Consider the following 24938-nt stretch of genomic DNA (forward strand, 5'->3'; position numbering starts at 1 on the left):
CCCAGCACGGACATCCGGACGGGTACGCGCGCTACTCGACACTGACGCAGGAACTGCAGTCGAAGCTGGACGCGCAAGCGGGACAGTTCGGCGAGTCCCCTCGCTCCGCAGACCGGCCCCGGCACACTCATCCCACGCCCCCTCGTGAACTCCTGAGTCCCCAGCAGAGTTCAGGATCACGAGGAGGACGTCTCCATGCCCGGCGCTCACCCCAAAGAGTGACCGTCCAGCGGTGACAAGGATCAAGCTCAGAGGCTGACTCTGTCGGGGATCTAGACTCCAGTGAGAGTTCTCCATGTGGCCTGGTCAGCGCCCTGGGGGCGGTGATCGTAGCGGGGCTGTGGCGTGGGTGGGGCGGCTTTGACGTGGATGTCCCACCCACGGGTGGCCGCGCCGCATGTAGTGACAGCGGCGGGGAGAGAGCATCGGTGTGAACGATGATCTGCCGACGGATCTGTGGGATCGGGAACGCAACGAGCTCTTCCTGCGAATCGGGGTTGTCGGCAGGTGATGCGAGACTCGGCCCCATGAAGCCCAACGACCCCAAAGACGACCTGCACCGCTACCTCAAGGCGGCCCGCGAAGCCATCATCTGGAAGCTGGACGGATTGTCCGAGTACGACGTCCGGCGCCCCCTGACGCCGACCGGCACCAACCTCCTCGGCCTCGTCAAGCACCTCGCCAGCGTCGAACTCGGCTACTTCGGCCCGACGTTCGGCCGCCCGCACAACGAATCCCTCCCCTGGCACGAGGAGGGCTCCGAGCCCAACTCGGACATGTGGGCACCCGCCGACGAGTCACGCGAGGACGTCCTCGGCCTCTACCACCGCGCCTGGGCGCACGCGGACGCGACGATCGAGGCGCTGCCGCTCGATGCGATGGGCCACGTCGCGTGGTGGGGCGACGGCGGCGACGTGACGCTTCAGCGGATCATGCTGCACATGACGGCCGAGACGAACCGTCACGCCGGCCACGCCGACATCGTCCGCGAGCTGATCGACGGCAAGGCCGGCATGAGGGAGACCAACAGCAACATGGACGGCGGCGACGAGGCCTGGTACCAGGAGTACTGGAACAGGCTGGAGGCGTCCGCCAAGGAGGCCCAGGCCAAGCCGAGCTGAGCCGAGCTGAGCTGAGCCGGGTTCGTTCGGGGAGGTAGGGGCTTGCCGTGGTAGCTCGTGTTGTCGCCTACCTCCCCACCCGGTGCCGCAGCTGTCACAGGGCGCCCACCGCAGAGTGCGCGCCACCGGACTTCCCGCCCGAGGTCCACCGCCGCTCCCTGGACCGCTCCCAACGCCGGTCGGTCAGGCCGCGATGGCGACGTCGGCCCAGTGGACGGCGTGTCCGAGCTCCGCGCGGTCGCCGCGCGCGACGGTGAGCCGGTCGATGATCTGCAGCCCTCGGCCGTGCTCACCGCGGGTACAGCTGGCCGCCCAACCGCCCTGCGCGGCCGCAGGGCCTCCGTCGCAGACTTCGATGTGCACCCGCCGGGCGCCCTGGGCGCGGCTCAGTCGGAGGTGCAGTGGAGGTTCGTCCGCGGATCAGCTCGGAGAGCACCCACCCGCACTACCCCCACCAGAGCCCGGCCACGAAGGAGCGCCGCAGGCAGTCACGGACCTTCATCACCATGGACGATCCGGAACACGCCCGGCTGCGCCGGATGGTCACCGCGACCTTCGCCATCAAGCAGGTAGAGGCCCTGCGGCCGACCGTTCAGAAGATCGTCGACGACCTGATCGACGCCATGCTCGCCGGGCCCAAGCCGGTGGACCTGGTCCAGGCGTTCGCGCTGCCGGTGCCCTCACTGGTGATCTGCGCGCTGCTCGGCGTCCCGTACGCCGACCACGACTTCTTCCAGGCCAACAGCAGGCTCCTCGTCAAGCGCACCACGACCCCGGAGCAGGCACGGGCTGCCACCCGGCAGCTGACCGACTACCTGGACCGGCTGATCGGCGACAAGCTCGCTCACCCGACCGACGACCTGCTCTCCGCCCTCGCCGAGCGGGTCAGGGGCGGCGAACTCTCCCGGCACGAGGCGGCCAACATGGGGATACTGCTGCTGATCGCCGGGCACGAGACCACCGCGAACATGATCGCGCTGGGCACCCTAGCCCTGCTGCAACACCCCGACCAGCTGGCCCGGCCGCGCGAGAGCGACGATCCGAAGCTGATCGCCTCGACGGTCGAGGAACTCCTGCGCTACCTGACCATCGTGCACAGCGGACGGCGCCGCGTGGCCCTGGCCGACCTCGAGATCGGCGGGGTCACCATCCACGCCGGCGAAGGCGTCGTCCTCGCCAACGACATCGGCAACCGCGACCCCGCCGCCTTCCCCGACCCCGACCGGCTCGACGTCGCCCGCAACCCCCGCCACCACGTGGCCTTCGGCTTCGGCGTCCACCAGTGCCTGGGCCAGCCGATGGCCCGGGTCGAGCTTCAGGTCGTCTACGGCACCCTCTACCGCCGCGTCCCCGCCCTGCGGCTCGCGGTCGATCCGGACCGGATCCCGTTCAAGCACGACGGGAACGTCTATGGCGTCTACGCGCTGCCCGTCACCTGGTGAGCGCGGACAAGTACCGTCCGGACGAGTGCCGTGCGGACGAGTGCCGTGCGGACAAGGAGGATTCCGATGAAAGTCATCGTCGACCAGCACAAGTGCGTCGCCTCCAGCCAGTGCGTACTGACCGCGCCCGAGGTGTTCGACCAGCGTGAGGAGGACGGCGTCGTCGTCCTGCTCACCGAGACCCCGCCCGACCACCTGATGGGCGACATCCGGCAGGCCGCCGTCCTCTGCCCGGCCCAGGCGATCTGGGTGGCGGAACAGGAGAAAGCGGAACAGGAGGAACAGGAGGGCGAACAGTGAAGCGGATCGTCATCGTCGGGGCCTCGGCTGCGGGCCTGACCGCGGCCGAGACCCTCCGCCGCCGGGGCTGGGACGGCCACCTCACCCTGATCGGCGACGAGCCCCGCCCGCCCTACGACCGGCCACCGCTGTCCAAGCGGATCCTGACGGGTGATTGGCCCGCCGAGCGAGCCGTGCTGCGCTCCCCGCACGAGCTCGCACGCTTGGAGGCCGACCTGCACCTCGGACAGCCCGCCACCGCCCTCGACGCCGCGGGGCACCGGGTACGGCTGGGCGGCGGCGAGAACATCCGCTTCGACGGTCTGGTCATCGCCACCGGGGTGACCCCCCGGCGCCTGCCCGGCGCCGATCTGGCCGGGGTGCACGTCCTGCGCACGCTCGACGATGCGCTCGCCCTGCGAGCCGCGCTGCTCGCCGAGCGCCAGGTGGTCGTGGTGGGCGCCGGCTTCCTCGGCACCGAAGTCGCGGCGGCAGCCCGGGCCATGGGCCTGGAGGTGACCGTGGTCGAGCCGGAGCCCGTCCCGGTGCGCCGCCCGTTCGGCGAGCGCATCGGCGCCCTCGTCGCCGACCTGCACCGCGCCCACGGGACCCGTCTGCGCTGCGGGGTCCCGGTGCGCCGGCTGCGCAGCGCAGGCGGCCGGGTGACCGGGGTCGAGCTCGGCGACGGCACCACGCTGCCGACCGACCTCGTCGTCCTGGCCGTCGGCGCGACCCCCGCGACCGGCTGGCTGACCGGCTCGGGCCTGCGCCTGGGGAACGGGGTGGTGTGCGACGCGTGGTGCCGGGCCGCACCCGGCATCTACGCCGCCGGCGACGTCGCCTCCTGGCACAACCCCCACTTCGGCACCCGCATCCGGCTGGAGCACCGGATGAACGCCACCGAACAGGCCGTCGCCGCGGCCGGCAACCTGCTCGGCGACGCCACCCCGTTCGCCCCCGTGCCCTACTTCTGGACCGACCAGTACGACACCAGGATCCAGGCGTACGGCATCTTCCCGCCCGACGCGGACCTGCGCGTCCTCTCCGGCGACCCGTCCAACGGCCGCTTCACCGCCGCCTACGGCCACCGAGGAGTGGTGGTCGGCGTGCTCGGCTGGAACGCCCCCCGCGAACTGCGCATGCTGCGCCGGCTGGTCGTCGAGCGCTCGCTCTGGACCGCCGTCACGGACGCCGGGCTGTGTCCCCCACTGACGGTCGACCGTTGTGGTGGCTGGACTCCGACGGCCTGGTCAACTGGACCACCCTGCCCGAGGACACGGTGTACGAGGGCGGGCAGCTCGGGCGCTGGGTGAAGGCGCAGCGGGCCGCCTGGCCGGACCTGGAGGCGGACTGGTGTCGTTGCCCGGCGTTACGCTGCCGGGCCCTGAGAGAACACGGGGAGGCCGTCACCTGCGGGTGACGGCCTCCCGGCCTTTACCACGCTGCGCGACCTTCGCAACCATGGAGACCTTCATAGCGATTCCCGCGATACTTCCGGTTCCGGGTCAACCACCGGATCGCAGGCCCACGACACTGCGCGCCCAGCCGGAACCAGAGCGAACCGCGTCCCGGACGACCTGCCGCAAAGATCCCGAACTCTCCACATGGCCCCCGGGATTGCAGGTAGGAACCACAGGTGCCCCACAGGACAGAACCGAGAACTCACACCGTCCGCGTGGGCCGCCTCCTCGACCGTGATGCTCGGACGGCACCACAGGCGCCGGAACAGGTCTTGGACACCGGTGCCGGCGCCGCCGCAGGCTGAAAGCGATCCCGAAACGAGAGGAACAACGTCATGAGGGTCTTCGTCACCGGCGGTTCCGGCTACATCGGCAAGGCGACCATCGACGCGCTGACACGGCACGGCCACACCGTGCGCGCCCTGGCCCGCAACGAGCACGCTGCCCGGACCGTACGGACGCACGGGGCGGATCCGGTCACGGGCAGCCTGGCCGACCTGGGCGTGCTCAATGAGGCGGCGGCGCAGGCCGAAGCCGTCGTTCACCTCGCCCAGGCGGCCACCGGCGCGGAGGACCTCGCCGCCGCCACCGCGATGCAGGACGGCATCGGCGCCGGCCCCTACGTGCACACCAGCGGTACCTGGGTCTACGGCGACACCAACGGCGTCGTCGACGAGGACGCGCCGTGGGATCCACCGGCCCTCGTCGCCTGGCGCCGCCCCGTCGAGGATGCCGTCCTCGCCCGCGCCGCGCGCGGAGGTCGTCCCGTCGTGGTCCGGCCCGGCCTGCTGTACGGCGGCGACAACCGGCTCATCGATGCCTTCTTCACCCGTCCGGGCATGGTGGCGGGCGCCATCGCCTACATCGGAGACGGCTCGCAACACTGGGCTCTGGTCCACGTCGACGACCTCGCGGAACTGTACGCGGCCACGCTGCGCGCCCGGCCCGGCGCCGTCTACGCCGGCGTCGGAGGAGTCGATCCCACGGCCCGGGAGTGCGCCGAAGCCATCAGCCGAGGAGCAGGTCTCGGCGGCAAGACCGTCTCCATCACTCTGGAGGAGGCACGCGCGGCCATGGGCGCCTTCGCCGACGCCTTCGCCCTGGACCAGCGACTCACCCCGGCGCGCGCCCGCGACCAGCTCGGCTGGACCCCGAAGCACACCGACCCGCTGACCGTCCTCGCCCAGGGCTGATCCACGCCCCCGGTGGCCGGTCCCCTCGCCGACCGGGGGAGCTGCCGCTGGGAGCGGCACCCCGCTGGATCCAATGGGGTATCACGAGGCGTACGGACACCGATCAGGACGGGACACGGCAACGGTATGGACATCGACCTGCGGAAACTACGGTACTTCGCGGCGGTCGCCGAGGAACTGCACTTCGGCCGTGCCGCCGAGCGACTGCACATCGCGCAGCCGGCCCTCTCCCGCCAAGTGCGCGCGTTGGAGAACGACCTGGGCGTCACGCTCTTGCGTCGCGACCGCAGGGGCACCGTCCTCACGCCCGCCGGAGCCCAGCTCCTCGACGAGGTGGGCCCGCTCCTCGCGGCGGCCGAGGCCGTGGTCCGCCGGGTCACCGCCGCAGCCACCGCCACACGGGTCTTCACCGTCGGCTTTATGCCCGGTATCACCGTCACCCCCGCCGTGCGGGCGCTCGCCGCCCGCCATCCCGGACTCGACGTCCGGCTACTGCGCACCGGCTGGGAGGACCAGGTCGAGGTCCTGCGCGACGGACGGGCCGACGTCAGCATCGTGCGTCTGCCGATCGATCAGAAGGGGCTGCGCGTACTGCCGCTGTTCAGCGAACCGCGCGTCGTGGTGCTGCCGACCGACCATCCGCTGGCCGGCAGGCCGGCCCTCACCGTCGCCGACCTTGCGGGCGAGCACCTCCTCCAGGACCCGGACGCCGTACCGGAGTGGCGCGACATCGCGCAGGAACTGCGCACCGGCGAACGCTCCGACGTTCCACCCATCCACAGCGTCGAGGAAAAGCTCGAACTGGTCGCCGTCGGCGCGGGCATCTGCGTGATCCCGCTGTCCACTGCGACCTTCTACACACGCCCCGACGTCGTCGCCCGGCCAGTCGAGGGCCTCGGCCCGGGGCAGGTCTGCCTGGCCTGGCCCGCCACCCGCCATTCCCGGCTCATCCACGACTTCACCGACGTGGCACCTGCCCTGGCACCACCGCCCACCTCGCCATGACCGCCACCCCACACGAACGTGCCGCCATCGCCGCCCACCGAGGAGCGGGCCACGTGAGGGACGCACCACACGGGGCCACTCGACCGCTGTCGCCGCGCGGTGCCGTCGGCAGCGCGCACTCGCGGGCCTCGGCATCCTCTCCTCAGCAGCGCTCCGGAGCCGGGAGGCTCACACCACGGAAAGGAGGAGCCAGCCTTCACCGCCTCGGTCCTCGCCCGCGCCCGCGCCCGCGCCCGCGCCCGCCGCATCGGCCGCCAGGCCCCGTCCATCCGCGGCCGGGCGAGATCGCCGGCCACCTCTCCGCAACGCCTTCGGCCGACAACGGCTCGGGTGCGCTGTCCAGCCCTGCAGCTCGTCCCACTGCCCGGATCGGGCGAGCGGGTTGGCCAGCGGCTCGGGCAGGGCCTCGTCGTCCAGCGCGGCAAAGTACGGTGCGGGCGGCTTCGCCGTGATCGATGAGACCGTCGACGCCGCTCAGGCAGCAGTCCGTGTCCCAGCCCGTCACGTCCGAGGCGAATCCCGGTCAGACCTGTCAGCGCCCAGGTCACAGCACGTCTTCGTGACCTGATCAACGAGACGGGACACGTGGTCTCGTTCGGGACCGGGCCCGACCGGCCGCGGCGCCGGCCCGAACCAGCTGCCTCCCCAGGGGGTGCGGGGCGTCAGCGCATCCGTACCCCGGCAGGCAAAACCAGGTGCCGCGACCGCCGCTCCTCCCTACGCTTCCCGCCATGGACAGCACCGGGGCCGAGCACCTCCTGAACGTCGTGGACGTCGAAGCAACCTGCTGGGCCGGCGGCCAACCGCCGGGAACGGTCAGCGAGATCATCGAGATCGGACTGACCGTCGTCGATCTGGACGCCGGCGAGCGCCTCGCCCGCCACCGGATCCTGGTGCGGCCCGCCCGATCCACGGTCAGCGAGTTCTGCACGGAGCTGACCGGCCTCACCCAGCACGAGGTCGACGCAGGGGTCGGCTTCGCCGAAGCGTGCCGGCTCCTGGCGGCCGGACACCACGCCGGGACGCGCCCGTGGGCCAGTTGGGGCGACTACGACCGCCACCAGTTCGCCCGGCAGTGCCGGGCCACCGGGACGCCGTACCCCTTCGGCCGGCACCACACCAACGCCAAAGCGGCCTTCACCGAGGCATACGGCCTGCGCAAACGCCCCGGCATGGCGCGGGCCCTGGAGATCGCCGGGCGGCGACTCGAAGGCCGTCACCACCGCGGCGAGGACGACGCCTGGAACATCGCCGCCCTCGTTCTCCACCTGTCCGAGCGAGGCGTCTGGCCGGTTCCATGCTGACCACGCCGGACGTCTCTCCGCGCGCGGAGGCTGGACAGCGGAGTGGGACCGAAAGCATCAAGACAGACCTCCAGAACTGGCCCCCAACCCACCGCATGTTCCCCTGAAGCCAGATGCACTGAGAATCCTGAGCCGAGTGCTCTCACCCGCGCTTGTGACCATCAGCTCCACCTGGGCCTGCTGGCAGATCGAGGCGAGCTCGCGCGCCTCCGGCAGGGAGGTGGCGAACGGCTTCTCCTTGAGGACGTGCACGCCTCGGACGGCGCACTCCTCGATCGCGGCCCGGCCGGCGTGGTGCGGGACCGCGACGATGACGAAGTCCAGCGCCACGGTGTCCAGCAGGTCGGCGGCCCGGGTGAAGCCCGGGGACGTGGTGCGTGTCCTGCTGGGCCCGCAGGACGTCCGGGTCGTTGTCGCAGACCGCGACCAACTCGGCCCGGTTGGAGGCGAGCAGGCCGGGAAGGTGGTCTTCGAGTGCCTGGTGTCCGAGGCCGATGACCGCCGCGCGTCGTTTCATGGGCTGACTCCTTCCGCTTCGTGAGGGAACTTGTCGATGCGTGTCGAGTGCAGCGCCAACTCCGCTTCCCTGGACAGGCATTGTCTGTAGTCCCGGGGTTGTCCCGCGCTCGCGCGCAGTAGGCTGTCTGTCACTGTCGATGATGGAATTGGCCCCGTGGACGACCCGATCCGGCACCCCCTCGCCTACGCCCGTGAACTGCGCGGGTGGTCACAGAGCGGCCTCGTCGTGTTCCTCGACCGGGCCGCCCGCAGGCACGGGCTCCGCTCCGGCGCGGACAAGACGGCCGTCAGCCGGTGGGAGAACTGGCGCAAGCAGCCGAACCTGGACTCCCAGATCCTGATCGCGGAAGCCTTCGACGTTCCGATCGCCGACATGGAGCTGTTCGGGTGGCCCGATTGGCTGCCCGGCCGCGAGGTTCCGCTGCCGCTGGGATCGGCGTACACCGTCCAAGCACTTCGAGATGCGCAGAGAGCCGCCATGGACCGCCGCAGCTTCATGACCTTCAGCGCCGTCTCGCTGGCCGGCCTCGCCGCCCAGTGGGCCACGATCGAGCCCGATCGCCTGACTTCCGCCCTCGACGGCAGGACAGCCGTGGACCCCGGGCTCGTGGACTGGCTGGAGGAAACCAGCGCGAAGCTGACGACCCTGCCCACCGAACAGCGCCAGCACACGATCAAGCTGATGGACGCTCATCTCGCCACCGTCACCGACCTGATCGAGGGCGGCGGCCACGCCGAGCCCGTCGCCAAGCGGCTGCACCTCCTGGCCGCGTCACTGGCCACCACCTGCGGCTGGTACCGCTTCGACCAGGGCAAGCACTTCGCCGCGGGAAAGCTCTGGGCAGGAGCCTTGCAAGCCGCCGACGCCGCAGGTGACCGCGACTTCAGCGCCGGTGTGCTCTCCGACTTCGCCTACCAGTCGAACTGGATCGGCCAACCGAGCATCTCGGTGGACCAGCTCGGCCACGCACTGTCCGGTACCAAGCACCCCACCGCCCGGTCACTGCTGTTCCTCCGGCGGGCCAGGGCCCACGCCGCGCTCGGCGAACGCTCCGCGTGCTACCGCGACCTGTCCGACGCCGAGACCGCACTGTCGGCGCGGGCTGGCGACCCCGCGCCGGGCTGGTGCGCGTGGATGCGCCCCGCGGACCTCGCGGTCGACTCCGGCCAGTGCCTGCTCGATCTCGGCCGGGCCGACGAGGCGCAGGTCAGGATGGCCGAGGGCCTGGCCCTCCTGCCCAAGGCCCGGGACAAGACGCGTGGCATCTTCCTGACCTACCAGGCCAAGGGCTTCCTGCAATCCAACGACGTCGAGCAGGCTCTCGCCGTCACCACCGAATCCCTCGATCTGGCCACCCGCATCGGCGCCGAGCGGTGCGTCAGCCTGGTCCGCGAGCTCGCGCCGGCGTTCAAGCCGTACCGCCAGGTTGACGGCGTCGCCGATCTCATCGAGCGCGTCCGGGCTGCGTGACGGATGCCCAGATCAGAGTCGCGGTGATCAGCGGCCCGGAGAGGATGATCCCGGGGAGGATGATCCGAGCCGCCGTCGCCAGGAGGCTGCCAAGCGCCAGTCTGCGAAGCCCGGCCCCATGCGGGTCGCGGGGCCGGGCTTCGCACCGATATCAGCGAGAAGTGCTGGATGTGCTCGCAGGAGCGCACGCCTTGGGGGTGCCCTCCTGGGGGTGCCGTCGTGGTGGTGTCCGGCGAGCCAGAGCCCGGCGACCGCCGAAGGTGGCACGGCGTCTGCGGGTGAGTCCGAAGTCGGCTTACCAGTGGCACCAGTTGTGGCGCGATGGCGGCGCGCAGGCTCTGGCTTCTCGCGGTCCGAGCGGGTCGCGGTGCCGTCTGCCGCCGCGCTGCCTGAAGAAACTCGCCGCGTACCTGGACCAGCGCCCGGCCGCGCACGGCTGGGTGGAGGACCAGGTGTGGACGGCTGCGCGGGTGGCCACGCCGATCGGGCGTAAGCTCCACGTCTCGTACAGCGTCTCGGGCGCCACGAGGCCGATGCACAGGCTCGGCCTCAGCCCGCAGGTCCCCGCACGCAGGGTGGCCGAGCGCGGGGTGGCCGAGCGCGACTTCACCGCTCTGGTCGGCGGCGTCCACCACCTCGCCAAAGCACCGATCGCGCTGGTCCGGGACCGCCTGTACACCAACATCTCCCACGCCATCGGCGAGTTGATCGCCGAACGCGACCGGCTGACGGTCTTCCTCCTTCCCGCCCACTCGCCCGACCTCAACCCCGTGGAGTGGGTCTGGGCACACGTCAAGCACAGCCTCGCCAACCTCGCCGTGGTCGCCCTCGACCGACTCGAAACCCTCGTCCGCAACCGACTCAAGCGACTCCAGTACCGACCCGACACACCCGACGGATTCATAGCCGGCACCGGCCTGACCCTCGACACCCCAACATCACCCTGACGAGCCGAAGTCAGTGATCAAGCGTCCTTGGAGGTAGTGCTGTGGAGAGCCTGCGACAGGCGGTGGCCGTCATCGTCCACGACCGGGGTGGCGGCCGGGTCGCGACGATCAACTACGCGACGAACAGCTGGAGCACGACGCCGGTGTGGACGATCCCCGGCGGCAAGGTCGAGGTCGGCGAGCGCCTGGACGAGGCCGCCGCCCGCGAACTGGCGGAGGAGACGGGGCTGGAAGTCGACCCGTGCGACCTGCGGCTGGTCCACACGATCCAGGTCCGCCAGGGCTGGGACGGCAAGGGCCCCTTCCTGCTGTCGGTCTTCCTCGCCACCGCCTGGCAGGGCGAGTTGGCGAACACCGAGCCCGGCAAGCACCTCGCCGTGGTGTGGTCGCCCGAGGGCGAGCTGCCGCTGCCGATGTTCCCGTCCTCCCACGCCGCCCTGTCCGCGTACCTGTCCGGTGGCCGCGGGTTCTCCACCCACGGCTGGGCCGAGGGGGCCGACCCCCGCGACCTGGTCCAGGACTGAGGAAGGCACCGCCGCCTTCCCCACCAGCCGGATCCCGTACGCCTACCGCGCCGTGCACCGGCCCGACGGCGGCACCGACCGACACCTCGTCCGCCCCGGCCTCCCCCGACAACCACCCGAGTGACCACCGAACCCCGGAGGCAGTCCCGCATGACCGGATCCCCCGTACGCCCCGCCGGCCCCGAGGACGCCGACGAACTGCTGCGCCTGCGCGTCGCGGTGCTCGACGGCGCCCGGCTCACCGACGACTGGCGCACCACCTTCCGCGACGACATGCGCGAACGGCTCGGCACCGACCCGAACCTGCTCGCCTACGTCGTCCCCGCCGACGACGGCACGCTGGCCTCCTGCGCCATCGGCATCGTCTACCGCGGCTACCGGGGCCCCACCCACCCCACCGGCCGGTGGGCCCGGATCCACACCGTGGCCACCGACCCGGCCCACCGACGCCGCGGGCACGCCCGCGCCGTCACCACCGCCCTGGTCCAGGCACTCCGGCACAGCGGCTGCGGATCGATCGAGCTGCGTGCCACCGAAACCGGAGCCCCGCTCTACCGCACCCTCGGATTCGACCCCGTCGACGGCTACATGGCACTGCGCCCCGGCTCGGAAGGCTGGACGCGGTGACCGCCTTCGACCTCGACGCCTACAACGAGCGGGCCCGCAACGGCCCCTGCTTCATCTGCTCGATGCTCGCCGGTGAGCCCGGGTACGAACACTGTATCGTCCTGGACGACGGCGTCCACGTCGCCTTCCTCGACCGCTACCCCACCCTGCCGGGCAAACTCCTCGTCGCCCCGCGCGCCCACGTCGAGGACACCGTCAGCGGCTTCACCGAGGACCAGTACCTCGCCCTGCAACTGGTCGTGCACCGCGTGGCGACCGCGCTCGCCGCGACCGTCCCCACCGAACGCCTCTACCTGCTGAGCCTGGGCAGCATGCAGGGCAACGCCCACGTCCACTGGCACATCGCTGCCCTACCGCCCGGCACCCCCTACGAGCAGCAGCAGTTCCACGCGCTGATGACCGAGGGCGCGGGCCTCCTGCCCGACGACCCCGGCCAGGCCGAACGCCTCGCCGCCGACCTGCGCACCCGGCTAGGCCACCCCGGCCGTCACGGCCAGGAAGGAGCCTGACCATGGTCTTCGTCCCGCCCGAGCGGTTCGTCCCCACCCTGCCGCACGGCATCTCCTACGCCGGCGCCTTCCTGACCGGCCGTCACAACCGGCCGCTCCTGCTCACCTCCGCCCACCACCCGGGCGAATACCACTACCCCGGCGGCCTCCTCGACAACGACGAGGACCCGTGGACATGCGCACTGCGCGAGACCGCCGAGGAGATCGGCTTCGTCCCCGCCGCCCTCGACGACGCCCCCGCTCCCTGATGCTCTCCTTCACCCCGCCGGAACCACCGCGGCCCTGGAAGATCGGCGTCACCTTCGACGGCGGCCGCCTCACCGACAAGGAACTCGAACGCATCTCCCCCCGACCCCGCCGAACACGACCGCACCCGCCGCCGATGCCACCCGACCACGCACCCGAAACGGAGCAGCCGATGACCACCTGGGACGAGATGTCCGCCGCCGCAGGCGAAGTACGCGACCTCTACGACGAGATCAACCGGCGGAAGCTGGGTCGCACCTGGGGCCTGTCGGACTTCGTCCTCGGTTTCACCGGCGACGTCGGCGACCTCGCGAAACTGGTCATGGCCCACCAGGGCCACCGCGCCGACGTGGCCGCGAGCACCGGGGCCATCGGCCACGAGCTGTCCGACTGCCTGTTCTCGCTCATGGTCATCGCCCAGGAGACCGGCGTCGACCTCGCAGGCCGCTTCACCACCGACATGGCCACCCTCGCCGCCCGCCTCCGACCCGGGCAGCCGTCACCAGCCACTCACCCTGCGCCCGCCGAACAAGGAGGACCTGCCATGCCACCCCTGCCGTCCCTGCCGTCCCTGCTCGCCGTGCTCGCACACCCGGACGACGAATCGCTCCTCGTCGGCGGCACCCTCGCCCAGCACGCCGCGTCCGGCGTCCGGACGGCCGTCGTCACCGCCACCTGGGCCGAGGACAGCCACCGCGCCGCCGAACTCGCCGACGCCCTGGACATCCTGGGCGCCGGCGCACCGAGGATGCTCGGCTACGCCGACGCCCGCGTCCCGCAATCCGCTCCCGGTCGGCCGCGGCTGTGCGACGCGCCCATCGATCGCCTGGTCGAGGACATCGTGCGGCACATCCGCGCGGTTCGGCCCGACATCGTGCTGACCCACGACGCCTACGGGCAACTGACCGGCCACCCGGACCACCGGCAGACCCACCGGGCGACCCTGCTGGCCATCGCCGCCTCCGGACTCGAACACCTCTACCCGGACGCCGGGGAGCCCTGGCAGCCCGCCGCCGTCCACATGGCCACCCACCCCCACTCGGCGATCGCCGACCTCGGGCCGCTCCTGAGCCGGGTCGGCAAATCCGTGCTGAGCGTCCCCGACACCCTGGCCGACGTGACATGCGATGTACGCCAGTGGCTGGACCAGAAGTGGGCCGCGATCACGGCCCACCGCAGCCAGGTCGAGGGAGAGCGCCCGCTCCCCGGAATCCTGACCCGCCTGCCCGAGGACGTCAGGTACCGGATCCTCGGAACCGAGCACTACACGTCACTCACCGCGCCACCCCGGCACTCCCCGGCTGGATCATCGGCCTGACGGACCGACAGACGCCTGGACGCAGCTGATTCGAGTAACCGCCCTCCCCACCGGACGGACGACACCGGGCCGGCGCCGGCAGAATGGCACCGGTACGGGCGGTGCCCGCGCTCTGAGCAGGCGAGGCCCGCCGTGAACCCAACTGCCAGAAGGCCGACTCGTCGCCGCGAGCCGCACCCGGGCGGTTCCCGCCGCGGCGGCCGCGCGCGCACCCGAGGGCCCCGGTACGGGCAGGCGTCGGCCCGGCCAGCCCGATCCGAACACGCGCCATCCTGCGAAGTGCGCAGCGGGAGGGCGAATTTACTGATGTCGGCGCTTCAAGGTGATCGGCTTGTTTTGTGTAGCTGACTGGCAGTCATTTGCGTGCTATGCCGTTGGTATGCGCTATGCGGATGGGGGCGGGCTGACGGCGAAGGCACGTCAGTGCCGAGAGGCGGTGCGGCTGGAGGCCGCCGCGTTGTTCGACGAAGGTGTCCCGCCGAGGGAGGTTGCCCGCAGGCTGCGGGTGACCGCGAAATCGGCCTACCAGTGGCACCGGGCCTGGCGGGAGGACGGGGTCGGGGCGCCGGCTTCACGGGGACCGGGTGGGCAGCGGTGCAAGCTGTCGGCGCGGTGCCGGGAGAAGCTGGCCGAATACCTCGAGCAGGGGCCGGCCGTGCACGGCTGGGACCAGGACCAGGTGTGGACCGGTGCGCGGGTGGCGACGCTGATCGGCCGCAGGTTCCACGTGTCCTACAGCGTCTCGGGGGCCACCCGGCTGATGCGTCGGCTCGGCTTCACCCCACAGGTCCCCGCGCGCCGGGCCGCCGAACGCGACGAGCAGGTCGTGGCCGCGTGGAGGGAGGCGACCTGGGCGGAGATAAAAGCGCCCGGGCGGCCTCCCGCGCGGATGCAGGCTGCCCCGGGTGGCCTGCACCCCAACGCTGAGATTATCCGGTCCCAGCCCGGACTGGGAGCAATGCTCAGCGCCCGGGTACTCGCAGAATTCGGCGACGACCCTCACCGCTACGCCAGCGCCAAGGCCCGCAAGAACTACGCCGGCACCAGCCCGATCACCCGAGCCTCCGGCAAGAAGAAGGTCGTGACCGCCCGGCACGTCCGCAACGACCGGCTCATCGACGCCCTGATCGCCCAAGCCTTCTCCGCACTGCGGGTCTCCACCGGAGCCAGGGCCTACTACGAGAAGCAACGCGCCCGCGGCATCGAATTCAACGCCGCCCTGCGCCAACTCGCCCAACCGGCTCGTCGGCATCCTGCACGGCTGCCTCAAAACCGGCACACCGTACGACGAGGCGGCCGCCTGGTCCCACCCAGCCCACGCACTCGCCGCTTGACACTCCAGCTCACGGATGGGGCCGTTCCTCCTGTCGCGCACGAGTTGAGGCAGCCTCGGCACAGTCACGGTGGTGTACCCGGATCGTCGTTACCTGGTCCAGGGCATCTCCGTCGACCCGGTGGGTCGGTACCAGGTGATGCCCCACTCCGCGCCCCAGTCCTTGCCGGTCCAGTCGTAGGCGGGTGTCCAGAGTGGTCGGGCCGGTTGAGGTCCCCACTCTTCCGGGTCCGGGCGCACCAGCAACTCATCCTCATGGGCGTAGTCGCCGGTAAGTACGGTCGCCACGAACTCTGCGAAGCCGCCGTCGAAACGGTCGAGCGCGCCGTCGTTGAAATCGCAGAAGACGGCCACCGGCCACTGCTCCGGGTCCGGGTCAGTGGTCAGCCAGCAGCAGTAGTTGTGGCTGCTGTTCATGCCCCAGGGCAGCAGCCCGCCCGGGTCCGGGAACACAGGGGTGTGCTCCTGGTCCCAGAACTCGTCCTCACCCTCGACCTGCCCCCGGAACTCGGTGTCGGTCTCGAAGCGCCACCCCGCCAGGCCTCCCGGAGAGCCGGCTACGTGGGAGTGCTTCGTCGGTGAGCGCACGCCCCACTCGCCGTTCAGGTTCACCGCACCGTACAAGTCGACGAACGCCCGGTAGTCCGACGGCAGCTGGACCCCGAGCTCGGCCGGTGCGAGCTCCCACGGCACCCTCGCCGGGGTGTACACCGGCTCGCCCATAATCGCCCGGAGCCGGTTCCACGCCTCGGTCATCGCCCGACCCCTCTCCGGCCGTCAGTCTGTCAGAGGCTGCACTTTAGGCCACGGCTCCGACAAGCCACTGACCCGGCCGGAAGACCGCCGGCTGGCGAGCCCCGCTCGATCTACACGAGAACGACCGCCGGGTCGGTACAAGCAGACGTGGGACAAGGTATAACTGGGACGCCTTCGAGGAATGCCTCACCGAGACCCGCTACCCGCTCCGTCACCCGCTACCCGCTCCGGCGGCCGGACCCGGCAGGGCGGCTGATCCTGGTGAGCGGGGCCGAGGCCGTCCTCGCCGACGAGCCGGTCCGCGAGCTGACGGCCCTGCTCCAGATCCTCGGCACGGCCGCCACCGATGAGGGCCCGTTCCTGCGGGTGCGGCTCCTCGGCGACGGCCCCGGCACCGTGGAACGACGGCTGTGCGCGGCGACCCGGGCCATGTGAGCGGTCCGCGCCGGCTCGAACGGCGGTGGTACGGCGAGGGGTCCCACCGATCGGTGGGACCCCTGCGCGTAGGTGGGTCAGCCCGCTGCCCCCGCCGTCGGCCGGATGGCGACCGCATCGATCTCGAAGAGCATCCCCGGCAGGGCGAGCGAGGCGACCCCGCTGAGCGTCTGCGCGGGCAGCCGGTCGCCCCAGGCCCCGGCCAGGGCCTTGCCGAGGACGGCCAACTTCTCCGGGTCGTGGTCGACGATGTACGAGCCGAGGCGGACCACGTGCTCGAAGCCGAGGCCGACTCCGGCGAGCGCGGTGCGCAGGTTGGCGAGGGCGAGCTCCGCCTGGGCGGCGAAGTCGCCGGGCACGACCTGACCGCTGGCGTCGGAGGCGTACTGGCCGCCGATGAACACCGGTTCGCCGGGCGCGGAGGCGGCGTGGCTGTAGCCGAACGGCGTCGGGTCGTGCAGGCCGGGCGGGTTGGTGATGGTGCGGGTGTCGGTCACGGGGTTCCTCCCCTGGTGTCGGGCCGGGCTCGGTGCCGGGCGGTCTACGGCTCGGACCGGGCGGCTTCCTCCCGGGCGTCGCGCCAACTCGGCGACTCCAGGAAGTGGTTGTCGAAGAGGTCCTGCTTGGCGAGCAGTTCCTCGACCGTCGCCTCGCCCGCGCGGATCCGCTCCAGCAGGCGGAAGTAGTCGAAGCGCTCCACCCCGGGGGTGATCACGATCAGCAGGTCCGCCCCGGAGTCCGGCGCCGCCGCGAAGGCATGCGGCAGATGGGGCGGCACTACCACGAGGTCGCCGCTGCGGGCGGTGACCACCTCGTTCCCGACCAGCACCTGGGCCGAGCCGTCGACGACGAAGAACAGCTCCGAGGAGCCCCCGTGGTAGTGCGGAGTGGCGCCGTCCCTGCCGCGCCCCAGCGTGACGCGCAGGGTGCTCAGGGCGCCGCCGGTGGCGCTGGAGTCCGCCAGCAGCCGCCCCTTGCCGCCGAGCATTGCGACGGTCTCGGCTTCGTCGCCCCGCACCACCACAGCTTCCGGTCCGATCAACGTCATTGGCCTCTCCCCACAGTGAGTGCTCCGATAGTTCCATGACTGATAGTACTACGTCTAACTATCTCCCATCGAATAATATGGCTCTATGGATCACGTGGACGTCATGCTCGACCAGTGGAGCCGGGAGCGCCCGGACCTCGACCTGGCGGCGGTCGGCACCGTCGGCCGCCTCGGCCGCCTCGCGCTGCTCGCGGGCCGGGTCATCGAAGAGGTGTTCAAGCAACACGGCCTCCAGCGCGGCGAGTTCGACGTTCTCGCCACCCTGCGCCGCTCCGGAGCACCGTACGAACTGATGCCCTCCGAACTCGCCGCGCTGCTGCTGATGTCGCGGGCCGGCATGACCAGCCGGATCGACCGGCTGGAATCGGCGGGCCTGGTGGAACGCCGCACCGACCCGGCGGACCGGCGCAGCGTCCGCATCGCCCTCACCGCGGCCGGACGCGCCCTCGTGGACGCCGCCTTCACCGACCACGCGGCCAACGAGACCGCGCTGCTCTCCGCCCTCTCGGGCGAGGAACGGGCCACCCTGGACGGGCTCCTGCGCAAACTGCTCGCCGACGTCGAGGGCGCGCAGAGCCCGGCGCCCTGACGGCCCCGCCCGACGCCCCCGCCCGAGGCCCAGCCACCCGTGACCGCTCCGGAACACCGTCGGCCGCCGTACGCGGGGAACGCGTACGGCGGCCGACACCCGCTGCTGTGTGCCGTCCGTGACGACTACCACACCCTGACGTACTCCGCTTCCGCCGCGGCCCGGCGCGGCGCCTCCGCCGGTTCCGCCACGGTCGGCCCGGGCGGCGCCCTGGCCGCGGACGGACCGTTCGGCTGGGGCTGGACCCACTCCTACAACCTGAGCGCCATCACCGACCCCGGCGGGCGGAGCTACACCCTCACCTGGACCGGCAACCACGTCACCGGCCTCGCCGACAACGCAGGCCGCCAGGTGAGTTACGGCTACGACACCCACGGCAACCTCACCGACGTCTACGGCGCCGGCACCACCCGCAGCCCCGCACCCAAGGACGACGACCACTTCCAGTACGGCTACACCGCAGCGGCGGGACCACCAGCGCCTACACGTACAACGGCACCGGCCTGCGGACGCGGAAGACCACCGGGACGACCACCGTCTCCCACACCTGGGACGCGCAACAGATCCCCGACCTGCTCTCCGACGGCTCGTCCTCGTACATCTACGGACCGGACGACCTGCCGGTCGAACAGATCACCGTCACCGGCACCCTCTGCTTCTTCCACGACCAGCTGGGCTCCACCCGGGCCCTGACCGACGCCTCGGGCTCCGTGGCCGGAGCGTACGCCTACACACCCTACGGCGCCGTCAGTTCCCACACGGGCCCCGCGTCGACCGCGCTGCGGTACGCGGGCCAGTACAGCGACGACGAGAGCGGTCTGGTCTACCTCCGGGCCCGCTCCTACGACCCGGCCACGGCGCAGTTCCTCGGCGTCGACCCGGTGGTCGAACAGACCCTCAGCGCATACGGCTACGCCAACGCCGATCCGCTCAACCAGACCGACCCCTCGGGGCTCTGGGGCTGGAGCAACATCAAGAAGTTCGCCCATGACCACTCCGACGTGATCTCGCAGATCAACTCGGTCGCCAAGGCCGTCAGCGCCGTCGCCGGTACGGCGGCGGTGGGCTGCGGCGTCGTGGGCGCGCTGCCCTGCGCGGCCGTCGCCGGGGGAATCTCCCAGGCAGCCTGGGTGGTCAGCACCGTCACCGAGGCCGGCCTGGCGGTTGACAAGTGCAGCGGCGGATCGACCGCCTGGGACTGCGGGAAGGAGGCCCTCTACCTGACAGGCTACGTTTTCGACGGATCGAAGGCGATGGGCGCTCTGAGGGGCGTCCTCCCGGCCCGGACGGACAAGGGCCTGGACGTCTGACGCAAGATCTGCGGCAACTGACCAGCCCGGTTCCCGGCCGGTGCACGCCGGCTACGGCCGGCTCGATACTGTCCACCACCGCGGGCCGTCTCTCCTCGCGGGGGCGGCCCGCCGCTCACGGTGGCTCGCGTTCCGTACCTCTCTACGACAGGAACGGCAGATGACCGACAAGGCGTTACCCCCGTCCGCACCGATCTCCGTGCGGCCGAACCCACTCCTCGGAATGCCTCTCACGGCGGGCGGCCTGCTGATCTCCCTGCCCAAGGCGCTCGACGGCGGTCCCATGGCCCCGGTGTACGCCGCCGCGGTGGTCGTGAGCGCCATCGCGCCCGCGCTGGTGCTCCTCCTTTCGGTCACCGTGGGCCGCGGCCGGGTCACCGTCCGCCGAGGCCTGCGCCGCACCTCCGTCCCGCTGGCGGAGCTGCGCTCGGTGGCGGCCGAGGCGGACGCCGGCCGGGGGCCGCACGCCCTCCTGCTCGAGAGCCGCACGGGGGCACGCTGCCGGATCCCGCTACTGTCCGTGCGGCGGCGGGACCGGCAGAGACTCGTGGCCGCCCTCGAACGGACGGCTCCACCCGGCGCTGTCCGAGAAGACCAGGCTCTGCGCGACCTGTTGGGTTTCCCGGGCTGACAGTGAGGATACACCGTGGCTCCTCCGGCGGGTCCAACTCTCGGGCCGACCAACGCCGACGCCCCGGCTGCCGCGTGATCCGGCCGTCGAGGCGGGCGGTGGCAGGACGAGTAGCCGCAGCAGCCGTAGGAGTTCGGGCAGGCGAGTGGGTCCTCCAGCTCCATCAGCAGCGCCAGCACCAGCACACCGCGATCCGGGTGGTACTGGAGGTCGACGGCCGTCACCACGCGGCAGCCCCGCAGCCGCGTGGGCGGGCGGCCCGGTGCTGGCCGTGCAGCCGGCCCCGCATCAAACGAACCCAGCCGGTCGCTGGCAACGGACAGCCGCGCGGGCACAGCCCGCGAACTCCGCCTCTCCGCAATGGCACAGCGTCCGTCAGCGCCCTCCGCGCGTCTGCCTGACGGGCTGGATGTACCGTGCCCATCGCGCACGGTGCCAGCGAACGTACTCCAGGCCGACGTCATGGCCGGGCTCCGTTTCCAGACGCTGCCGCACTGTGCCCGTCACCGTTTCCACGACGCGCAGGTCGTCGGTCAGGTAGAGGCCGCCCTGGTCGAACTGCGTGTGGCAGTTCGGGCACAGGCACAGGACGTTGCCGGTATAGTCCGGTCCGCCTTGGCTCAGCGGGCGGATATGAGCACCTTCGCTGATCGCCTGGCGTGGTCCCGGGATTCCCAGGACGCTGCAACACATCTGGCACTGGTTGCCGTACCAGTCCTTGACGTCCTGAACGACCGCCCCGTCACGCCGGATCCGGCCCTTCCTGTCCCTTACCCCGCTGGCGGGCACCGCGGCAGGCGCGCTGTCGGCATGGAGACCACCCGGCGGGAACAGCTCTCTCAGCGGCAGGGCCCGCGGCGAGCCGGTCGCGGTCCGGACCTGCCCGCCGATCTCGTCGAGAATGCCGCCGACGAGGCCCAGGGCACCAGGGCAGAGCAACCTGGCCCGATCCCGGCCAGAACGAGCAACCAGGGACCATGCCGCTTCGATGTGGCCGCCGGTGATCACGTCCGTGTCCTCGGCGAGGGCGAGCGCTGCCGCGATCCGGTGGGTGTGGGCGTCCAGTCGGACGAACTGGTCCTCCGGCAGGGACTCCTGGTCGTCGAAGCGAGCAGCGCTGAGCCGGACCGGCCAGAACTTCGCGGCGGCCTCACCCGTCATCGTGAACTGCACCTGCTGGCGCGACAGGCTCTCGTGGATCCGGGCGAGGCCCTCGACGGCCCGGGAAGCCGTCGGCACCATCCGGCGGCCGGGGAGCGTGGAGCCCCGGGGATCATCCCTTTCCGGCGGAAGACCAGGAACCTGCTGGAGGAGGCCGCTTCCGTCTGTGCTCTGTACCTCCAGTCGCCCACCGGCATCTCCCACAGCACCCCGATCTTGGGGGCCTCCCCCGCCGGACCGCCCGCGCGCGAACGACGCTGATGTTCGAGGTTGCGGTACTCGTTGCCGTCCCAGGCCGTACGCAACGCGTAGGCGAGGGAGTCATCGGAGAACGTCCTCGATGGGCGGCGCTTGACGGGGCTGCCGGTGAGCAGCAGAGAGAAGCCGGTGCCGGGCCGGGTACTCCGGGCGGACCGGCGCCAAGCGGCCCGCAGCCTCTCCGTTGTGGTGATGTCGTGGTGGCGGGTGAGCCGGCGAAAGCGGCTGGGGTCCATACCGGCTGTGGTCAGGGCCGCAACCAGTGGAGGCCGGGCGTCGTCGGCCAGGAAGGCTCCCCACACCAGGCAAGGCCATTCCATGAGGCCGACAGGAAGGACCGCCGAGGGGGCCACAGCGGTGGCCCACCAGCACAGGGCCGCCGCATAGACGTCCTCGGTGTGGATGCCATCCTGCAGCCCTGCCTGCCGCGCGATATCTCCCAACGGACCCCACATCACCACATCCGACACTGCGCCCTCCCCCTGTCTGCCATGCCACCCGGCCCTGCTGATCATCTATCACCCGGCACCGACAGAAGCCGTCCGGTGGCTGCCTCTCGTCCAGAGGCCTCCGTGGTCCCGGACGGCGGCCGCAGCCGGGGCGCAGCGGGCCCGGGACAAGGCCGGCGTCGAGCGACCCCCGGAGATCCCGGACGGCAGCGAGGAGCACCACCAGGCCGACGGCCGATGCCGGAGTGCCAAGGAAGGGAAGGCTCTTGTGTCAGGCCCGGCAGCAGGACTCGCTCGGCCGGGAACATCTGCCGCAGATCCACGGGCATGCTTCAACTCGTCCCAGCGCACACGGCTTACGCCCTTGAGAATCGTCCCCACCCAAGCACTCCGGTCCACTCGTCAGACCCGTGGCCCGATCGGACTCATTCCACCTCACCGACCACCATGACCGCGAGTCCGGGCCGACACGACGCATGCGCGCTCTCCGCGGGCCGTACCACGATCACGATCGCCCACCGGTCGTCCACGGTCCGGCATGCCGACCGGATCATCGTTCTGGACGGCGGCCGGGTCGTCGAGTCGGGCACGCACGCGGACCTTCTCGCCCGCGCCGGACGGTACGCGGAGCCCTGCCGGGCGAGCGGCTCCCTCGGCCCGAAGCCCTGAAGGACGGAAGTCGCCTACGCCAGAGGCCCGTTCAGAGCCGAAGGTCCATCCGCTGCTCGACCGTGTCCAGGCCGAACTTGCGGGCGGAACGGGAGACGTTGAGCTCGAAACCGGCCTTCGCGTACAGGTGGTGGGCGGCGTCGAGGCCCGCGATGGTCCAGAGCAGCACACCCTCGTACGCACGGGCGCGGGCCTCGTCCAGGGCGGTCTCCAGCAGCCGGCCGCCCAGGCCCCGGCCCCGGGCGACCGGGTCGAGGAGCACCCACCGCAGCCGGCCCCAGCCCGGGCGTTCGTCCGCCCGGACGAGGCCGGTGGCGCCGACCACGCGGCCGTCGAGCTCGGCGACCCACAGACGACCGGGCGCCGCACCGCCCTCGCGGGCCCGGGCGAGGACCAACTCGGCCATCCCGGCGGCGACATAGGCCTCCATGGTCTCGTCCGTGCCGTACTCGCGGGCGTAGAGGACACCGTGCAGGGCGGCGACGGTGCCGAGGTCTCCGGGGCGGACGGCCTCGCGGACGGTCGCGAATCCGGGTGCGGTGGCGGCCATGGTGGCATCCCTTCCAGGAGGACACTTCCACTGAAACAGTCGTTTCAGTGGAACGATAGACCACGTGTCCACCCCCACCCCCGCAGATGCGCGCTCCCGTCCGTCGCGGCGCCGCGAGGAGATCCTCGCCGCGACCGTCCGCTACGTCGCCGAGCACAACGTGTCCGACCTCTCCCTGCGCCCGCTGGCGGCCGAGATCGGATCCAGCCCGCGGGTGCTCCTGTACCTGTTCGGGTCGAAGGAGCAGTTGGTCCGGGAGGTCCTGGCGGTCGGCCGGGCCGAGCAACTCGCGCTGCTGGAGCGCTCCGAGACCGAGGGCAGCGACGCCCGCGAGACCCTCGAACTGCTCTGGGAGTGGCTGACGAAACCCGAGCACCGGGGCGCGCTACGCCTGTTCTTCGAGGGGTACGTCCGCGCCTTCGGCGGCTCCGGGCCCTGGCTGGACTTCGGCACCGTCTCGCTGGACGAGTGGCTGCCGCCCCTGGAACGCGCCCTGGACGGCACCGGCGCGAATCCCACCGTGGTGCTGGCCGTCCTCCGCGGCCTGCTGCTGGACCTCCTCGCCGACGGCGACGGCGGGAGCGGGGGCGGCGGCGAGGACGGGAGCGAGGACGGCAACGACGGTGGCGGGAACCACGCCGCCCGCGTCCACGCCGCCTGGCACGCCTTCCTCGACGCCGCCCTCGGCTGACGCCCGGCAGCCGGCCCGCGCCGCACCCGGAGGCCGCGCGCTCGCCACCTGCCAGCGGCGCCTGAGGACCTGGCGCCTGGTCGCCACTCACGCGGACAGGCCGAAGAGGACACCGGCGGAGTCCAGGCAGGGGCCTGCGTCATGGACAAGGGCGACGCCTCGTGTTCGTGTGCCGGCGCCCGCGTCCTGACGGTGCCCTGCCCATGTGCAGGCGGGGGTCTGGCGGTCGCGCTTTCCGCGGTGCCGTGGTTGCCGGGCACGGCTACTGTGCCGTTCATGTCTGACGATCTGCGGGACTTCCACCCGCGTGCTGAATCCGCCGCGGCCGTTGGGCGGTTGGCCGATCCGGGGTTCCTGGTGAACGCGGACCCGGGATCGGTACTGGCGTTGCTGGATGCGGCGTCGGGTCCGGTGGCGCGATTGGCCGCGTCGGTGTACCGGGCCTCGACACACCTGCATCGTGACGTCACCGCGGGGGTGCGCCGACAACTGCTGGCGCTGGACGCGGCCCGTTACGGGGACCGGGAGCTGTCGGCGCGGATCACCGCGGTACCGGTGGAGGACGAACCCGCCGCACCGTGGGGCGTCGAGTGGGCCACCGGCTCCCAGCTCGACCGGTCCGTGCGTCGTATTCCGACCGCCCACACCGACGCGTTGCTGGCGGTGGCGACGGCGGTGGTCGACGGACGCCCCGTCGCGGTCACCGGCGGTACTGACCGGAGCGTGCGGGTATGGGACCTGACCACCGGCCGGCAGATCGGCCAACCTCTCGCCGGCCACACCGGCCAGGTGTGCTCGGTGGCGACGGCGGTGGTCGACGGCCGCGCCGTGGCGCTCATCGGCAGTGGTGACCGGACCGTGCGGGTGTGGGACCTGACCACGTGCGAGCAGATCGGCCAACCCCTCACCGGCCACACAGCTGCGGTGTCGGCGGTGGCGACGGCGGTGCTCGACGGCCGCCCCGTCGCGGTCACCGGCGGCGGCGACGAGACCGTGCGGGTATGGGACCTGACCACGCGCGAGCAGATCGGCGAGCCGCTCACCGGCCACACCCATGCTGTGTGCGCAGTGGCGACGGGGGTGGTCGACGGCC

General features: G+C 71.6%; 25 protein-coding genes and 5 pseudogenes. 23 read left to right on the forward strand and 7 right to left on the reverse strand.

Features of this window, described 5'->3' with window-relative positions; genetic code table 11:
- The first annotated feature begins 527 nt into the window (after positions 1-527).
- Positions 528-1121: a DinB family protein gene (locus tag AB0O19_RS18050; RefSeq protein ID WP_363620516.1), complete on the forward strand. Its 594-nt coding sequence runs from the start codon at positions 528-530 to the stop codon at positions 1119-1121.
- Positions 1122-1304: 183 nt separating this feature from the next.
- Here AB0O19_RS18050 and AB0O19_RS18055 read toward each other — a convergent pair whose 3' ends face one another.
- Positions 1305-1484, reverse strand: a complete 180-nt coding sequence (locus AB0O19_RS18055) for a hypothetical protein (RefSeq protein ID WP_363620518.1) — start codon at positions 1482-1484, stop codon at positions 1305-1307.
- A 38-nt stretch (positions 1485-1522) separates the two neighbouring features.
- Here AB0O19_RS18055 and AB0O19_RS18060 point away from each other — a divergent pair, with 38 nt between their 5' ends.
- The 6 genes from AB0O19_RS18060 to AB0O19_RS18085 all read left to right on the forward strand — a co-directional run bounded on the left by AB0O19_RS18060 (position 1523) and on the right by AB0O19_RS18085 (position 7804).
- Positions 1523-2563 carry a cytochrome P450 gene (locus AB0O19_RS18060; RefSeq protein ID WP_363620520.1) on the forward strand — a complete coding sequence of 347 codons (1041 nt, stop codon included), beginning with the start codon at positions 1523-1525 and terminating at the stop codon, positions 2561-2563.
- Between the two features lie 66 nt (positions 2564-2629).
- Complete coding sequence (locus tag AB0O19_RS18065; protein ID WP_363620522.1) at positions 2630-2863, forward strand: ferredoxin; 234 nt, start codon at positions 2630-2632, stop codon at positions 2861-2863.
- Positions 2860-4155 (forward strand): FAD-dependent oxidoreductase, encoded by a 1296-nt coding sequence (locus tag AB0O19_RS18070; protein WP_363620525.1) that lies wholly within the window; start codon positions 2860-2862, stop codon positions 4153-4155. Before AB0O19_RS18065 ends, AB0O19_RS18070 begins: the two co-directional genes overlap by 4 nt.
- 482 nt (positions 4156-4637) lie before the next feature.
- Complete coding sequence (locus AB0O19_RS18075) at positions 4638-5495, forward strand: NAD-dependent epimerase/dehydratase family protein (RefSeq protein WP_363620527.1); 858 nt, start codon at positions 4638-4640, stop codon at positions 5493-5495.
- Positions 5496-5621: 126 nt separating this feature from the next.
- Positions 5622-6500 (forward strand): LysR substrate-binding domain-containing protein, encoded by an 879-nt coding sequence (locus AB0O19_RS18080; protein ID WP_363620529.1) that lies wholly within the window; start codon positions 5622-5624, stop codon positions 6498-6500.
- A 731-nt stretch (positions 6501-7231) separates the two neighbouring features.
- On the forward strand, positions 7232-7804 hold the full coding sequence (locus AB0O19_RS18085; RefSeq protein WP_363620531.1) for a 3'-5' exonuclease: 573 nt from the start codon (positions 7232-7234) through the stop codon (positions 7802-7804).
- Positions 7805-7861: 57 nt separating this feature from the next.
- Here the strand turns inward: AB0O19_RS18085 and AB0O19_RS18090 are convergent.
- Positions 7862-8158: pseudogene (locus AB0O19_RS18090) on the reverse strand (Gfo/Idh/MocA family oxidoreductase); the annotation flags it as partial.
- Between the two features lie 319 nt (positions 8159-8477).
- Here AB0O19_RS18090 and AB0O19_RS18095 point away from each other — a divergent pair.
- The 9 genes and pseudogenes from AB0O19_RS18095 to AB0O19_RS18135 form a co-directional block, all read left to right on the forward strand.
- The gene (locus AB0O19_RS18095) at positions 8478-9794 is read left to right on the forward strand and encodes a helix-turn-helix transcriptional regulator (RefSeq protein ID WP_363620533.1); all 1317 of its coding nucleotides are present in this window, start codon (positions 8478-8480) and stop codon (positions 9792-9794) included.
- Positions 9795-10072: 278 nt separating this feature from the next.
- Entirely contained in the window at positions 10073-10741 is a 669-nt protein-coding gene (locus AB0O19_RS18100) for a winged helix-turn-helix domain-containing protein (RefSeq protein WP_363620535.1), read from the forward strand.
- Between the two features lie 41 nt (positions 10742-10782).
- Positions 10783-11265 (forward strand): NUDIX domain-containing protein, encoded by a 483-nt coding sequence (locus AB0O19_RS18105; protein WP_363620537.1) that lies wholly within the window; start codon positions 10783-10785, stop codon positions 11263-11265.
- A 150-nt stretch (positions 11266-11415) separates the two neighbouring features.
- Entirely contained in the window at positions 11416-11892 is a 477-nt protein-coding gene (locus AB0O19_RS18110; protein WP_363620539.1) for a GNAT family N-acetyltransferase, read from the forward strand.
- Entirely contained in the window at positions 11889-12401 is a 513-nt protein-coding gene (locus tag AB0O19_RS18115; RefSeq protein WP_363620541.1) for an HIT family protein, read from the forward strand. The genes AB0O19_RS18110 and AB0O19_RS18115 overlap by 4 nt, the downstream gene beginning before the upstream one ends.
- A gap of 2 nt (positions 12402-12403) precedes the next feature.
- Positions 12404-12649: an NUDIX hydrolase gene (locus AB0O19_RS18120; protein ID WP_363620542.1), complete on the forward strand. Its 246-nt coding sequence runs from the start codon at positions 12404-12406 to the stop codon at positions 12647-12649.
- A gap of 542 nt (positions 12650-13191) precedes the next feature.
- Positions 13192-13965 (forward strand): PIG-L family deacetylase, encoded by a 774-nt coding sequence (locus AB0O19_RS18125; RefSeq protein WP_363620816.1) that lies wholly within the window; start codon positions 13192-13194, stop codon positions 13963-13965.
- A gap of 379 nt (positions 13966-14344) precedes the next feature.
- A pseudogene (locus AB0O19_RS18130) lies at positions 14345-14800 on the forward strand (winged helix-turn-helix domain-containing protein); the annotation flags it as partial.
- A 78-nt stretch (positions 14801-14878) separates the two neighbouring features.
- A pseudogene (locus AB0O19_RS18135) lies at positions 14879-15299 on the forward strand (transposase); the annotation flags it as partial.
- 89 nt (positions 15300-15388) lie between these two features.
- Here AB0O19_RS18135 and AB0O19_RS18140 read toward each other — a convergent pair.
- On the reverse strand, positions 15389-16054 hold the full coding sequence (locus tag AB0O19_RS18140; RefSeq protein ID WP_363620544.1) for an SMI1/KNR4 family protein: 666 nt from the start codon (positions 16052-16054) through the stop codon (positions 15389-15391).
- 261 nt (positions 16055-16315) lie between these two features.
- Between AB0O19_RS18140 and AB0O19_RS18145 the strand changes: the two genes are divergently transcribed.
- The gene (locus AB0O19_RS18145; RefSeq protein ID WP_363620546.1) at positions 16316-16489 is read left to right on the forward strand and encodes a hypothetical protein; all 174 of its coding nucleotides are present in this window, start codon (positions 16316-16318) and stop codon (positions 16487-16489) included.
- A 77-nt stretch (positions 16490-16566) separates the two neighbouring features.
- Here AB0O19_RS18145 and AB0O19_RS18150 read toward each other — a convergent pair whose 3' ends face one another.
- Both AB0O19_RS18150 and AB0O19_RS18155 read right to left on the reverse strand, forming a co-directional pair.
- On the reverse strand, positions 16567-16986 hold the full coding sequence (locus AB0O19_RS18150) for a RidA family protein (RefSeq protein WP_363620548.1): 420 nt from the start codon (positions 16984-16986) through the stop codon (positions 16567-16569).
- Between the two features lie 44 nt (positions 16987-17030).
- Positions 17031-17537 carry a cupin domain-containing protein gene (locus AB0O19_RS18155; protein WP_363620550.1) on the reverse strand — a complete coding sequence of 169 codons (507 nt, stop codon included), beginning with the start codon at positions 17535-17537 and terminating at the stop codon, positions 17031-17033.
- An 85-nt stretch (positions 17538-17622) separates the two neighbouring features.
- Between AB0O19_RS18155 and AB0O19_RS18160 the strand changes: the two genes are divergently transcribed.
- The 3 genes from AB0O19_RS18160 (at position 17623) to AB0O19_RS18170 (ending at position 20067) form a co-directional block, all read left to right on the forward strand.
- Positions 17623-18126, forward strand: coding sequence for a MarR family transcriptional regulator (locus AB0O19_RS18160; protein WP_363620552.1), 504 nt, complete (start codon positions 17623-17625; stop codon positions 18124-18126).
- A 710-nt stretch (positions 18127-18836) separates the two neighbouring features.
- A complete protein-coding gene (locus AB0O19_RS18165; protein WP_363620554.1) occupies positions 18837-19436 on the forward strand; it encodes an RHS repeat-associated core domain-containing protein in 600 nt (199 codons plus the stop codon).
- 223 nt (positions 19437-19659) lie between these two features.
- The gene (locus AB0O19_RS18170; protein WP_363620555.1) at positions 19660-20067 is read left to right on the forward strand and encodes a hypothetical protein; all 408 of its coding nucleotides are present in this window, start codon (positions 19660-19662) and stop codon (positions 20065-20067) included.
- Positions 20068-20442: 375 nt separating this feature from the next.
- On the opposite strand, the gene AB0O19_RS18175 is transcribed toward AB0O19_RS18170, so the two are convergent.
- Positions 20443-21309, reverse strand: coding sequence for an HNH endonuclease (locus tag AB0O19_RS18175; RefSeq protein WP_363620557.1), 867 nt, complete (start codon positions 21307-21309; stop codon positions 20443-20445).
- Between the two features lie 1106 nt (positions 21310-22415).
- On the opposite strand from AB0O19_RS18175, the pseudogene AB0O19_RS18180 reads away from it, so the two are divergent.
- Positions 22416-22604 (forward strand): annotated as a pseudogene (locus AB0O19_RS18180) (hypothetical protein); the annotation flags it as partial.
- A 31-nt stretch (positions 22605-22635) separates the two neighbouring features.
- On the opposite strand, the gene AB0O19_RS18185 reads toward AB0O19_RS18180, so the two are convergent.
- Complete coding sequence (locus AB0O19_RS18185) at positions 22636-23154, reverse strand: GNAT family N-acetyltransferase (protein WP_363620559.1); 519 nt, start codon at positions 23152-23154, stop codon at positions 22636-22638.
- A gap of 64 nt (positions 23155-23218) precedes the next feature.
- Between AB0O19_RS18185 and AB0O19_RS18190 the strand changes: the two genes are divergently transcribed.
- Together AB0O19_RS18190 and AB0O19_RS18195 are read left to right on the forward strand one after the other, a co-directional pair.
- Positions 23219-23845, forward strand: a complete 627-nt coding sequence (locus AB0O19_RS18190) for a helix-turn-helix domain-containing protein (RefSeq protein WP_363620561.1) — start codon at positions 23219-23221, stop codon at positions 23843-23845.
- 141 nt (positions 23846-23986) lie between these two features.
- Positions 23987-24938 (forward strand): annotated as a pseudogene (locus tag AB0O19_RS18195) (hypothetical protein); the annotation flags it as partial.

Origin of the sequence: Kitasatospora sp. NPDC091276 (assembly GCF_040684355.1) — a bacterium.
In the GTDB taxonomy this organism is placed as follows: domain Bacteria; phylum Actinomycetota; class Actinomycetes; order Streptomycetales; family Streptomycetaceae; genus Kitasatospora.